This is a genomic window from Streptomyces sp. NPDC056128 (assembly GCF_042263835.1).
Classification (GTDB): Bacteria; Actinomycetota; Actinomycetes; order Streptomycetales; family Streptomycetaceae; genus Streptomyces.
In genome coordinates this window covers 130,092-142,476 of sequence record NZ_JBHJVQ010000001.1, presented here as the reverse complement: position 1 = coordinate 142,476, position 12,385 = coordinate 130,092, and the positions used below count along the sequence as shown (strand labels likewise).

The following is a 12,385-nucleotide window of genomic DNA, read 5'->3' as shown; positions in this document are numbered from 1 at the left end:
CCTTCGAGGGGCGGCCCCGGCCGGAAAAACTGCAGAAAATGGTGTCAGCCGGCGGCCACAGAGGTGGACTTGATGGATTCCTGGATGCGGGCAGCGCCCTTCGCAACGACAGCCATCGGTCAACACCTCCCGGGTCACACACAGCGAGCAGCAGCGGCAGAGCAGCCGCCGGAACGAACAGAACTCTAGCGGCGTCTCGCGAGGCTCACCAACGATTTACCGCGCGGTCCTCCGGTACGAGCAGAGGGACCGCCGTCGCTCACCTCGTGCCCCGACGACCGGAGACGGTCTCAGCCGTCGCGAATATCGGCACCCACATCACCTTGGACACCCTGGATCGGCTGGAGGTGGAGCTCCCGAAACTGGGCCACTCGGTCGCCCTCGATACCATCCGACAGCGCGGGAGCTCGGATGCCCTGACCTGGGTGGCCGAAGGAGCCCAGGACACGACAGTGCTCGACGAGGCGGCTGCGTTCATCAAAGTCCTCGGAATCGAGACTCGCGGAGCGGTGAAGGCCGCGGCTGCTGCGGTACGACAGCAGCCGGACCCGACCCGAAGCCTTCTCCGCCTCGTCCTCAAGTCCTGTGGCTTCGACAGCACCTTGATCAGCGCCCAGCTGCGCGCCCTGGACCAGGAGCACCCCGAAAGAGCCGACTGGAGCCTTCTTAATCGACCCAGCACCCCTGCCCCCGCACCCGGACACGTCTCCATCCCCATCGACGACGGCCTACTCATCCGAGCCCTGCGACACGGGACTGATCGGCCTCACCCCGCGCACCCGTATGCGCACAGCCCAGTTCCTTGCCTGCCAGTGGCCCGATCTCGCCCTGCCTGACAACGCCATCGTCCGGGCCGGAGCAGCCAGGGCCAATGCGGCGGCCCTCGCCAACGGGCTACGGAACCACGACGCTCGACCGCTGGTCTCCGATCCCGACCCCTCGTCCGTGAGCAGACCGCCCGCGGCCTGGACGCCATTCCAGCGTCCGAGCTGCCCGGTCTGGCGAGGGCTCTGGCCGTACCGGCCGAGCAGTGGACCTGTCTGGACTGCGAAAAGGAGGTTGCCGTGGATAAACCGAATCGGAGACATACGGCATCAACCTGCAGTTCGTCGCCAGGCATTCCAGTGCTCAACTGGTTCCGCTTGATGTCGGCAGCCTCGGTCTGGAACTTGAGCTTGGCCAGCGCCACTGGGAGGAATAGCGTCACGCAGCTCCTGGTCATGCCGCCAGTCGCAAGTTTTGCCGATCCGGAGGCTTCAAGTGGCAGAGTTCTAGCAGCGGTTTTCGGTAGCTCACTTCGATACCAGACAGCGTCGTAAAGCACGTGCCGCCGTAGTGCAATATGCCCTCACCCGGACCTCCGGCGGCAAGGAGCGCGAGCCTCACCGCGTCCAGCTGCTCCATGAACTCCCAGGAACTCGACCTCCCGCGCATTACGAGAGGCTCCAGATGCTCAGAGCCATCGCAGACATGGAAGGATTCATCTGCTCCGCGTGACACCAGGAGGTAGATCGTTCCGGCCGTCCTCGAAATTGCCTGCCCACCCGGAAGTACCCAATTACCCCCTCACGCTCAGCGCGACCAGGCACAACTAGCATGACTACGTCCTTCTAGTCTGGCCGTTCAGGACCATGGTCGAGGAGAAGCACCGTTTGGCAGGCAGGAAGTCTGATGTAGATAGCGCCCGCAGGCTCTTCGAGACAGCCAGGGCGCTCCAGGCGGACGTCCGATGCCTGGCCGGCGTGGTCGCCGACGAGTGCCCAGGGCGGCCTTGGCGCCGGATTCCTCCCAGCCGCGGGAGTCATGACGATTGCCGGGCAGCGGTCGACCGACCACGACGACCAAGCGGGTGACGGCGTCGATCACGACCTGATGGGCGGTCGAGTAGCGGTAGTTTTTGGACTGTTCGGCGATCGAATGGTCGCGAGTGGGCACCAGGGTGCCGTCCACGATGAGCACGGTCTCCTTGCGGAACCGCCGACGAGGCTGGAGCGCGAGCCGAGGGCCGAGGTGGGCAATGATGCGGTCGGCCGCGGACTTCGAGATGCCGAACAGCGCGGCAAACTGGCGCAGCGTCAAGTTTGTGCACCAGTACGTTGTCACGAGCAGTACGCGGTCTTCCAGCGGCAGACTCCACGGACGGCCCCGCCGCACCGCATCCGCGCCCTCCCGTCGCAACGCGGCCACCTACCTGCCGAAGCAGCGCAGGCTCAGCCCAGCTCGGACGCCGTGATCACAACTGCCACAGCCCGTCATCGTCGCAAGGCAAGATCGCTTCACCTTGAACAAGATGGGCGCCCGCGACTGCATCCTCCGTACTTGCAAGGTCGGCTCAAGCTGCGATGTCGGATTCGGGTTGGAGTGCGGGGCCGAGCAGCAGGCCCCCGTCCAGGACGAATTCCGAGCCCGTGGCGAAGGATGCGTCCTGGGAGGTGATGAAGAGCAGCAGGCGGGTGATGTCGAAGGGTTCGGCGAGGCGGGGGATGGCGAAGGGTTCGGGCGAGTAGAAGTCGGCGATGGCCGGCTGGCCCGCGACGGTGGGTTCGTTGATCAGCGGTGTGGAGACGACGCCGGGGTGGATGGAGTTGACCCGGATGTTGTCCCGCCCCAGCTCCAGCGCGGCCGTCTTGGTCAGCCCGCGCACGGCCCACTTGCTTGCGGTGTAGGGGGCGTAGAAGGCCGTGCCGACGTGGGCCATGGTCGAGGCGATGTTGACGATGGTTCCGCCACCGCCCCTGCGCATCGACGGAGCCACGGCCCTGATGCCGAGGAACTGGCCGGTGACGTTGACGCTGAAGGTGTGCTCCCAGGTGCGGAGTTCGGTGTGCTCGATAGGGGCCGCCGGGTTCTGGACTCCCGCGTTGTTCACCAGGATGGTGACCGGCCCGAAGCGGCCTTCAACTTCTCGCACCAGTGCCGCCCAGTCGTCGTCGCTGGCGACATCCAGGCGAACGGACAGAGCCCGATGACCGAGCTGAGCGGCGAGATCGCGGCCGGCGTCGACGTCGCGGCCGGCGATGACGACGTTCGCCCCCTCGGCGTGGTAGCCCCGCACATGACTGCTGCCCATCCCCCCGCTGCCGCCGGTGACGATGACGGTCTGGCCCTCAAAGCGTTCCATGATGCTTCCTTCCGGGCTTTCATGGTGAGCTGAGTGACTCACCTCCTCTCTCAAGGTAGGAGCAGGGCTAGAGGTGAGTCAAGTGACTCACCTCGTAGTGAGGGGCATACTGGAGGGCATGACGGCACAGCCTTCGGAGTACCACCGGCGCGTGGCAGCGCAGAAGCGGACGTCCATCGTCGAGGCAGCGACGAAGCTGTTCCTCGACTCCGGCTACGACGGCACCTCGCTGGCCCGCATCGCGGAGGCGGCCGGAGTGTCGAGGGCGACTCTGTTCAAGCAGTTCACGACCAAGGCGGCCCTGTTCGAGGCGATCGTCACCGAATACTGGAAGGTCGACGACGGGGAGGCGCCCCTCCCCGAGTCAGGGAACCTCCGCGCAGGGCTTGAGACCATCGGACGCCGATACGTGGCCCTTCTCACCCAGCCCGGCATGGCTGCCCTCTTCCGCATCGTCATCGCCGAGGTACCGCGCTTCCCGGAGCTCGGCGAGACCCAGTTCAAGCTCGGCAAGATGCCCTACTTCGAATCGGTCCGCCGCTACCTGGCGGCGGAGAACGCCGCTGGTGCAGCCCGACTCGACGATGCGGAGATGGCGGCGACCCAATTCCTCGGGATGATCTCCAACTACGTGTTCTGGCCGCGGATGCTGCTCGCACGCTGGGAGCCCGACGACACCGCCATCACCAACGCGGTCGATCAAGCGGTGCTGACCATGCTCGCCCGATACGGCGCGCCGGGGACCCACGGCACCTGAGACACCAGGCCCCACCGCTCTGCCCAACTACCTCATACCTCCCGCACAGGCAGGCCCTCGATCCCGTCGAGTACGCAATCGCTCACACATAGTGCCGCAGCTCCTTGGAACTGCCGCCTTCACGATTGAGTCGCGCCCGATAGCCCGCGGCCCTGCAGTCGATCGAAGCCAAAGGCGGATTGCGGGACAGCCCTTAAGGGTGTTGCAGAAGGCCGTGAACTGGGCATCTCCGTTGTATGGCTGGGGTGTTGAGGGCCGAGCGAGTTTGGGTGGAGACGTTCACGGGGCTGCGGGTCGACCAGTTCGGCCGGCTGCTGAAAGCGGTCCGGGAACGTGGCGGCGAGGGCTGCGGCTGGGGTCGCCCATGGCGGCTTCCTTTGGCCGAGCGGGTCCTGCTGGTGGCCGTGTACTACCGCACGAACCTCACCATGCGGCAGCTCGCCCCGCTGTTCGGCGTCTCACCGGCGATCGTGTGCTGGGTGATCCAGCGGATCGGCCCACTGCTCGCTCTCGAGCCGGCCCGTGCCAGCGCTGATACCACCGACCATCTGTGGATCGTCGACGGCACCCTCATCCCGGTCCGCGACCGCACGGTCGGAGCGTCCTCCCGCAACTACCGGTTCTCGGCGAACGTGCAGGTCATCGTAGACGCGGAGACACGGCTGGTGGTGGCCGCGGCCCGGCCGGTGCCCGGCAACACGACGGATGCGAAAGCCTGGCGGAACTCCGGCCTGGCCCACGCAGTGCGAAAGTGCGTCGGTCCTCGGCGACGGCGCTTACATCAACACCAGCTTGATCGTCCCGCACCGCAAACGCCCTGGACGCTCCTTGCTGAAGGGGGAGGAAGAGGACAACGCGCAGCATCGCAAGGTCCGCGCCCGTGTCGAGCACACCTTCTCCCGTATGAAGAACTACAAGATCCTCCGCGACTGTCGGCAACGCGGCGACGGCCTCCATCACGCCGTCCAGGCCGTCGCCCGCATGCACAACCTCGCCCTCGCCGCATGACCCCACAGGCCCGAACACCGCTTCAGCCTGCGTAATCACGGCCTTCTGCAACACCCTTTAGTCGTGAGAGACCGCATGGTCGTGATCGTCAGTCTCACCGATGCCGGCCGCGCCCTCCAAGAGGCCATCACCGACATGTGGCGCACCCTGGAGCAGATCTCCGGCGAGTATCCAGGCCCGGCTGAGTGGCCCGGCCGGACCAACGGGTTACTAGCCTCTGCACTGGATGCGGTTGCTCCTTGTCGACTGCCTCAGGCGGATGCTCGATCGTCTGGATGCAGCGAGTGGTGACGGGGCGCCGGTGGGCGGCGGCCGGCGCGGCCGTCGGCGGTGACCGGCGCGCGACGGTCGCCGAGTGAACCGAGAACTCGGTTCAACAGATCAGAGGTTGGTCCACCTGTGGGACGAGATGTTGTTGTCGAGGGACTCTCCCGATCCAGGTCCCGTATTGGCGTCGAAGCTGTAGGAGCGGAGGTCTCTGAGGCCTACGCCCTGATGTACGCCCCGGCGCGCGCCCGTGTAGTTGAGCCCCCAGTAGACCCAGATGTCGTCCAGGTTGCCGGGGTAGCCGTTGTTGTGGAGCGAGCTGACTTTGTTGCGGCAGTAGCCCCAGTCCGGAGCCTCTCCCGACCAGTCGTCGCACCAGCGGCCGTAACCGAGGTCCTGGTAGACGTGCAGGAACCCGGTGGGGGCAGCGTTGGGCGTCGCAGACGGAGCGGTGTCCGCCGCCTGCGCGGTGAGAGGCATGGCTCCGAGTGCCAGCGAGGCGAGTGCCGTGCCGATCGAGATTTTACGTGTCCAGCTCATATCTCTCCTCGTTGCGGTTTCTCATGTCGACGGACTTCTTTTTACGATCGAGCGAGCGTGAGGTAGAGCGCTCAATTGCAGTTTCCGTTGGATTTCAATGTGAGACTGATGCTGTTCCTGGAGCTTCTCGGCATAGTGTGCGTCCCGTTCACTCGCCGTTCTCGCCAGGCCGGAACTTATCGCGCATTTCGCTTCGGCGACGGCCAGGCTGATCTCCTTACTTCTGGGAAGAGACTTGTTGGCCGGGGAGAATGTCGCCCGCAGTTCGATGGGACTGGAATAGCGGTGGCCGACCGCCCGCATGCAGGAGGCCCATGATTTTACGGCTTCAGTGAACCTTGGATCCGCGATGACGCGGGTACGCTTGATCTCTGCCAGGGTGTCAACTGTCACCTTGGCCTGAAACCACTTCTCGAGGTCTCCGTAGAGCTCCCTTTCGGCTTCTGATCGACAGCCCTCGGGACTTCGTTCGAAGAGCATGCCGTCCGGGGCCTTGGCAGTCATGCTCCACGGCTGAGGGCCGTTGGCTGCCTTGAGAGCTGCTTCTCTCTGATCGGCAGGCAAATCGCGAAAGTAGCGCTGATTCGGATCCGTCCGTCGCAACTCGGCGAGGTCGCGCTCCACGTCTGTCCCGTAGCCGTGCTTCCGCGCCCAGGCGACATCGTCGATGACGTACGGGAAGTCACGGGCCTCCGTTATCGGCCTTTCCTTGACGGGTACGTACTCAAATCCCTTTTTCTCCATGCAGTCACGGAGAAGGACCTGTTCTGCCGCGTGCAGAATGCTCTTCTCTTGCTCTGTGGGTGCACGCGACCTTGAGTGCGACGGGCTTGCAGGTGTACTGGAAGGAGGGTCGGAGATCGCGTACATATCTGCTGATAGCGCCAGGACAACACATGCGATGGCGGTACCAGCTAAGACGAGTCGACGACTTCTGGCCGTGCGTCTTTGTGGCGCCATCAGCATTTCCCCCACGCGTTCCCGAATGAACTTTAGGTTCTGGGTCGAACGACCCGGTCGCAGACAGAAGGTATCCCGGGAGTTCGCCATGCCCTGAAGGATTCGATGAGGTTCGAACCGTTTCCGCTGGGGGCCCAACGCGCGACTACCGTGGCCGCACGGCGTAGGTCAGCGTCACCCGCGACGACGGCTCGGAACGGACCGGCTCCAGCGCGACCCTGGACGCGTCCACGCACTCGAACGAGCGGATTCCGGAGCCGAACAGCACGGCCACGAGGGCAGCCCGGCGCATGGGCAGAGCGCCCCAGCAGCTACCACTGAGGCTGAGGACCTGTTCATGTCCCTTGATCGATGGCGAGCTGTGAAACACGAGGCTTCGCTCACTGGCGGGCATCGCCGCCCGGTCATACATCGGTCGTCTGATTGGCGGCAGCAGTGGGACAGCCCCGCACAGGGCCATCTCGGCACAGGCGTCGGAGACCGAGCCGTCCCACAGTCCTCTGGAAGGATGGGACAGCGCTCCGTACAGTCGCCGCCATGGCAGATAGGGGAGCCCGATGGCAGCGGGGGTTGCGGTTATGGCCGGTCGGCGGTGTTCTCGCCCTGGTTTTCCTTGCTGCGGTCGCCGTGGCGGGCGGAGTGTTCTGGAGCTTGGTGGAGCTCTTGGGTGTCCGCCAGCTGAAGACCGAGACGCAGTTGACCTCAAGGACGCTGTTCGACCTGGTGAAACTCTCCTTCGGGGTGGTGGCTGGCTCAGGCGCGCTCGTCGCTCTGGTGGTCGCCTACCGTCGACAGCGCGTCGACGAGGACGGCGCGCTCCGAGAAGCCACACGACTGCACACCGAACGGTTCACCGCCGCGGTCTCCCAGCTCGGCGACGCCTCGGCGGCCGTCCGCCTCGGCGGAGTACACGCGCTGTCCGGACTCGCTGACGATGCCCCCACCAAGGAACTCCGCCAGACCTGCATCGACGTCCTGTGCGCCTACCTTCGGCTCCCCTACGCCCCCGATCCCGGCCCCGACTCTGGCGACCCGGCGACGCGCCACAATTATCTGTCCTTACGGGAAGTCCGCCACACCATCATTCGCCTCATCCGAGATCATCTAAGCCTGCCGGCCGACGACCCTCGCTGCTGGCAAGGCCATGACCTCGACTTCACCAACGTCGTCTTCGACGGCGGCGCCTTGTCCGGCGCACGGTTCACCGGCGGCTGGGTATCCTTCCGGAACGCGGTCTTCAGTGGCCGCTTCTCCGTCGCCAACACGGAGTTCACCGGTGGCAGCGTTTCCTTCACCAATGCGCAGTTCACCGGCGGCGGGGTCAACTTCTCCAACTCGACATTCTCTGGCAGCCAGATCACCTTCATCGACGCGCAGGTCTCCGGCGCTGAGGTCTCCTTCCTCGCCACACAGTTCTCCGGCGGCCGGATCTATTTCGATGGCGCACAGGTCTCCGACGGCCAGCTCGATTTCAGAGGCGCGCAGTTCATCGGCGCCGAGATCACCTTCGACAAGGCGGAGTTCACCGGCGGCCAGGTTGACTTCCAACACGCCCAGTTCACCGGCGGCAAGGTTGATCTACGACGCACCATAGGTGACGCACCGATTCACTTGCCGACAGAGGATGGGCGACCGCTCCCGCCGAGCCTGCTACTGCCCGAAAGGTGGTCCCGGCCGGCCACATAGGGATACAGAAGATCCGACTGAAGACTGTCACCTTGCTTGAGAAGTCTGGCAGCAAGCGCCTCATCCTCATGACACAACCCTGGTCCAGACACTGGAACTCGTCATGATCGACGAGACGCTGGTTCGGCTCGCTGGCGCAGCCTCCGGAACCCCCAATTGAGCCCAAAACACGTCCCACCTCAACCTGACACCCCGCAGGTCAGCGGCCCCCTCTGCGACCTCTCAGCCGTTCTGGTCCGATGCATGAGAACGACGCTCGTCGTCTCCAAGGATCTGGACCGGTGGGACCGTGTCGAGCCGGCGCCATGGTCGAACGGACCGTCGGCACCCTCCCCTGGGAACTGCTGTCTGCCGTACCCGTGTGGGTGGGCATCTCCCACGCCTCATCGGCTGCCCTGCGCAAGCACGCCCCACAGGCCCGGTACGTCAGCACCATCCACAACGGTGTGGCCATCCCGGCAGCCCCCCCACCCCCCCCCACCCGCAGGCGGCCGGACACCGGGCGGCTCCTCATCGCCTCGGTCGCCCGCACGGTGCCGTGGAAGCGGTCGACCACTTGGTGCGCGCGGTCGCCGACCCGCGCCTGTCGACCGCCGTACGGCTGGAAATCTTCGGCGATTCCGGCTCCCACCAGACGGAGTTGACCCGGCTCGCGAACGAACTGGCCGCACCGGTGCGGTTCCTGGGGTACGTGGACGACCTGCCCCAGCGACTGGGCGGCTATGACCTGCTCGCCAGCGCTGCCGTTCAGGAAGGCTTCGGACGAGCCGTCATCGACGCGGCCGGAGTCGCAACCCCCTCCCTGGTCCCCAACGCCGGCGCCAGCCCCGAACTCGTCCTCGACGGCCTCACCGGCATGGTCTACGACCCCAGCGACCTCGTCGCCGGACAGGCCGAGCGAAGCCTGGTATACGCCCGGCCGCTGCGCCGCCCAGTACCTGACGCTGGTCATGGGGCAGCAGCCGCGTTCCCTGGCAGCAGCGCTGTGAGCCGACGACCCCCAGCTGAAGGAGTGGGGTACAGCCGTCCTCGACGGCGAGCCCATCGCCGGGATCGGCGATGTATCCGGTGCGGTGTACGAGCTCGTCAGCGCTTGTCTGGGCGACCAGCCGCGCATCCATCCGGACGCCTACGTCTCCCCACTGGCCAACGTGCACGACGACGTGGTGATCGGGCCCGGCACGCGCGTCCACGAGTACTCGGCCGTACGCGGCCGGACGGTCATATCCGGCGACGTCCACATCGGCTATGGCTGCGAGATCTCCCGCAGCGTCATCGGACAAGGCAGCGTCCTGTCCCACCGGGCCACCATCGGCTGTGCCGTCATCGGCCGGGACACCTACTTCGCCACCGACCTCGTCATCGGCGTCTGCGCTGCATCAGCCTCGTTGATGACCTCCTCACCCGCTTCCAGCCCTACCAGCACACTCCTGGCGTCGCCGAGCTCCTCGACCTCGCGGACGCGCATACTCCCTGCTGTCAGAAGCCGTTTACCATCCTCGATCGCCGAGCATTCACTCCTTCCGGCACAGGGACCTGACTTCGTCCAGCACAGTCCGGTAGTCCTCCCCGTACGCGGCCACAGCCGCGTACACGGCGTCCAGCGCCGCCTGGAGCGGGTCGGCCACACCAGCGGCAAGGAGCGCGGGAAGCGCAATGTGAGGCTGGGACATGCGCAGGTCAGCATCCGGCGCGCCGAGTGTGATTGTCACCGTTAGCCCCGCCCCGTCCGCGGGCGGCATTGTCGATGCGGGAGGGCTCGCGGGCTTCACCCCGGCCGAGGCGGGGCCGACGATGCGAGGGGCCGAAGCGGGCTCGGGTCTTGGCAGGCCTGCGGCGTGCCCGGCCGGCGGCTGGAACGGAGGCCGCTCGGGCGGAACAGCCTGGCCGACGGTCCGCTGTGGCACCTGCGGATCGGCCGCCAGGACCCGCCACACCCGGTCCGGGTCGTCCAGGGGCGGCGGCAACGGGCGGCCCTCCTCCAGGGCAGCGAGTCCCGCGGCAACCCATTCAAGCTGGTCGAGACCAGCCGCCTCGCATGCGCGGCGTGCCGCCAACAGGGATATCGCACGCTGAGTCCGCGGTTCGGCGGCGTCGATGCGGTGGACGAGGTCCGGATCGAACAAGAGCAGGCCGCGTACGTTACCGCCCACATCGCGCAGGGTTTGGGTGGGCAGTTGCCCGCCCCACTCCCATCGTTCGTAGGCCAGTCGGCGTTCCTCTTTGGCTCGGTCCTGTGCGAGGCGGGCCCGGCGTTCGGCCTCGGCTCGTTCGGCGGGTGTCGGCGGGGCCGGCTGTTCGCGAGCGTAGCCGTGCCAGTACGCGGCGGTCGTCGAGGTCTGTTTCAGTACGCGGTCCGGCGCGGGCTCGGCGGGCCAGAACTGCAGTAGATAGCAGTCCACTTGCGGTTGCTCGTCCAGCCGTACGTCCTGCCGGCGCGCGTCGTCCATGCCTCTGGCGCAGTAGCGCACCCGATAGTCGATCTCCTGCAGACCGAGATCCCACGCGCCGCCGCCTCCCCATTCCACGAGAGCGGCACCGGTCGACGCGGGACGGAAGGACGCCTCCACGACGTCCTCCCACACCGGATCCAGGGGCGGAGCCTGACGGTGCACCTCGACGCTGAAGCCGACATGGCCGGTGTGCAGGCCGGTCTGCAGCCACAGCGCACCCTGTACCGCCGCTCCACACAACCCGGAGCTCTGCCCACCGAACGCCTCCGACAGGCCGAGTCCGGAGCCACCTGGATCGCTCTCGACGTAGATCTGGCCGTAATCAACATGGACCTCGCCCGAGACCGGCCTGTGCATCCCTGCCCCCTCATCACCCACAACGTCTCTCCCCGCACTTTATGGCGGGGCACTGACAGCGCAGACGACCCGCGCAACGGCGACACCGTCCCGGAGCAGGCCTCGAAGTCTGCGGATCCGATAGAGACTCTTCTGCCGGGCGTGCAGGATCCCGCTCGTCGACGACGCCGCTCGTTGGCAAGCAGCCAGGCCGGAATAGCCGCGCTGGGCGACGTTCAGTCCGGCCCTGCTGCGGTGTGGGCAGGGTTGGCCGGGTGTGGTGCGCCCACAGCGGCGTCGCGGTTAGGCCGTTTCGTTCGGATCTCTGATCGTAGGTTCGGGTGCGTCGTTGGACTGATGCGCCGCGGGCCCAGTACGTCAACGATGTGACGGGCGCCGACGTCGACGTGTACGCGGGGGCCGGCCGTAAGAGCTGAGCCGGTGTCCGTCTGTCGAGTCGGTCCGTCAGATGACCTTCTTCTCCTCGGTGACCATCACGGCCACTGAGTCCATGTCGATGAAGCGTGCTTCGTGGGGGTTGACCAGCGTCCGGTAGTTCTCGGAGGCGAAGAAGGCATCATGGTCCTCCCAGTCCTCGAACCAGATTTCCGTCAGGCCGTCGTAGGCCCGGGGCGGGTAGTTCTCGGCGGGGACCGGGTGGGAGACGGTGTACTTGCGCACGTAGCTTTCCGCCTCCGGGATGGAGGTGAACAGCGGCGCGTGCCGGTCCCGGTGGTACTCGACGAAACGCTCGTACGACATTCCCTCGGCGCGGTTGATCATGAAGATGAGCTTCAGCATGGAGTTAACCTAAAAGCTCACATCAATGTCAGGGGCAAGTGGGTCAGGAGCCTGGGGGGGAGTTCGGCATGCGGATCGGTGACCTGTCCGCCCGGACGGGAGCCAGCCGTCGGTCGCTGCGCTACTACGAGGAACAGGGCCTGCTCGTCAGCTCCCGTTCGCCCAGCGGACAGCGCCACTACGAGGACGAGCACGTCCAGCGGGTGCGCCTCGTGCAGGCGTTTCTGGCGGCGGGCATGTCCAGTGGCACCATCGCCGAGATGGTGCCCTGCATGGCCGAGCTGAATGAGGGCCGGGCGCGGCAGGCTCTGGAGATCATGGGCCGCGAGCGGGCCCGGCTGTCTGAGGCCATCGACGGCCTCGCCGCCGCCAGGGACGCGCTGGACGACCTCATCGAGGACAACCACGCATACCTGGAACGGTCGGCGGAGGACGATTCGTGACCTGGGGCGTTCG

The 12,385-nt window shown here is 66.1% G+C and carries 11 protein-coding genes and 2 pseudogenes; 5 read left to right on the top strand and 8 right to left on the bottom strand.

Annotated features, from left to right (window positions below):
• Positions 1–290: 290 nt before the first annotated feature.
• The 3 genes and pseudogenes from ACFC1X_RS00710 to ACFC1X_RS00700 all read right to left on the bottom strand — a co-directional run bounded on the left by ACFC1X_RS00710 (position 291) and on the right by ACFC1X_RS00700 (position 3,121).
• Entirely contained in the window at positions 291–641 is a 351-nt protein-coding gene (locus tag ACFC1X_RS00710; RefSeq protein WP_376347490.1) for a hypothetical protein, read from the bottom strand.
• Between the two features lie 1,117 nt (positions 642–1,758).
• Positions 1,759–2,256, bottom strand: a pseudogene (locus ACFC1X_RS00705) (transposase family protein); the annotation flags it as partial.
• Between the two features lie 76 nt (positions 2,257–2,332).
• The gene (locus ACFC1X_RS00700) at positions 2,333–3,121 is read right to left on the bottom strand and encodes an SDR family NAD(P)-dependent oxidoreductase (RefSeq protein WP_376347488.1); all 789 of its coding nucleotides are present in this window, start codon (positions 3,119–3,121) and stop codon (positions 2,333–2,335) included.
• A 118-nt stretch (positions 3,122–3,239) separates the two neighbouring features.
• Here ACFC1X_RS00700 and ACFC1X_RS00695 point away from each other — a divergent pair, with 118 nt between their 5' ends.
• Both ACFC1X_RS00695 and ACFC1X_RS00690 read left to right on the top strand, forming a co-directional pair.
• Entirely contained in the window at positions 3,240–3,878 is a 639-nt protein-coding gene (locus ACFC1X_RS00695; RefSeq protein WP_376347486.1) for a TetR/AcrR family transcriptional regulator, read from the top strand.
• Positions 3,879–4,114: 236 nt separating this feature from the next.
• A pseudogene (locus ACFC1X_RS00690) lies at positions 4,115–4,886 on the top strand (transposase family protein).
• A gap of 381 nt (positions 4,887–5,267) precedes the next feature.
• Here the strand turns inward: ACFC1X_RS00690 and ACFC1X_RS00685 are convergent.
• The 3 genes from ACFC1X_RS00685 to ACFC1X_RS00675 all read right to left on the bottom strand — a co-directional run bounded on the left by ACFC1X_RS00685 (position 5,268) and on the right by ACFC1X_RS00675 (position 6,945).
• Entirely contained in the window at positions 5,268–5,693 is a 426-nt protein-coding gene (locus ACFC1X_RS00685) for a hypothetical protein (RefSeq protein WP_376347484.1), read from the bottom strand.
• A 21-nt stretch (positions 5,694–5,714) separates the two neighbouring features.
• Positions 5,715–6,437 carry a hypothetical protein gene (locus tag ACFC1X_RS00680; RefSeq protein WP_376347482.1) on the bottom strand — a complete coding sequence of 241 codons (723 nt, stop codon included), beginning with the start codon at positions 6,435–6,437 and terminating at the stop codon, positions 5,715–5,717.
• 361 nt (positions 6,438–6,798) lie between these two features.
• Complete coding sequence (locus tag ACFC1X_RS00675) at positions 6,799–6,945, bottom strand: hypothetical protein (protein WP_376347481.1); 147 nt, start codon at positions 6,943–6,945, stop codon at positions 6,799–6,801.
• Positions 6,946–7,190: 245 nt separating this feature from the next.
• On the opposite strand from ACFC1X_RS00675, the gene ACFC1X_RS00670 reads away from it, so the two are divergent.
• A complete protein-coding gene (locus ACFC1X_RS00670) occupies positions 7,191–8,339 on the top strand; it encodes a pentapeptide repeat-containing protein (protein ID WP_376347480.1) in 1,149 nt (382 codons plus the stop codon).
• A gap of 289 nt (positions 8,340–8,628) precedes the next feature.
• Positions 8,629–9,879 (top strand): glycosyltransferase family 4 protein, encoded by a 1,251-nt coding sequence (locus tag ACFC1X_RS00665; RefSeq protein WP_376347479.1) that lies wholly within the window; start codon positions 8,629–8,631, stop codon positions 9,877–9,879.
• Here ACFC1X_RS00665 and ACFC1X_RS00660 read toward each other — a convergent pair.
• Together ACFC1X_RS00660 and ACFC1X_RS00655 are read right to left on the bottom strand one after the other, a co-directional pair.
• Entirely contained in the window at positions 9,854–11,149 is a 1,296-nt protein-coding gene (locus ACFC1X_RS00660; RefSeq protein WP_376347478.1) for a hypothetical protein, read from the bottom strand. The genes ACFC1X_RS00665 and ACFC1X_RS00660 overlap by 26 nt on opposite strands.
• Before the next feature lie 444 nt (positions 11,150–11,593).
• Entirely contained in the window at positions 11,594–11,929 is a 336-nt protein-coding gene (locus ACFC1X_RS00655) for an EthD domain-containing protein (RefSeq protein ID WP_376347477.1), read from the bottom strand.
• Positions 11,930–11,997: 68 nt separating this feature from the next.
• On the opposite strand from ACFC1X_RS00655, the gene ACFC1X_RS00650 reads away from it, so the two are divergent.
• A complete protein-coding gene (locus tag ACFC1X_RS00650) occupies positions 11,998–12,372 on the top strand; it encodes a MerR family transcriptional regulator (RefSeq protein WP_376347476.1) in 375 nt (124 codons plus the stop codon).
• The last annotated feature ends 13 nt before the right edge of the window (positions 12,373–12,385 follow it).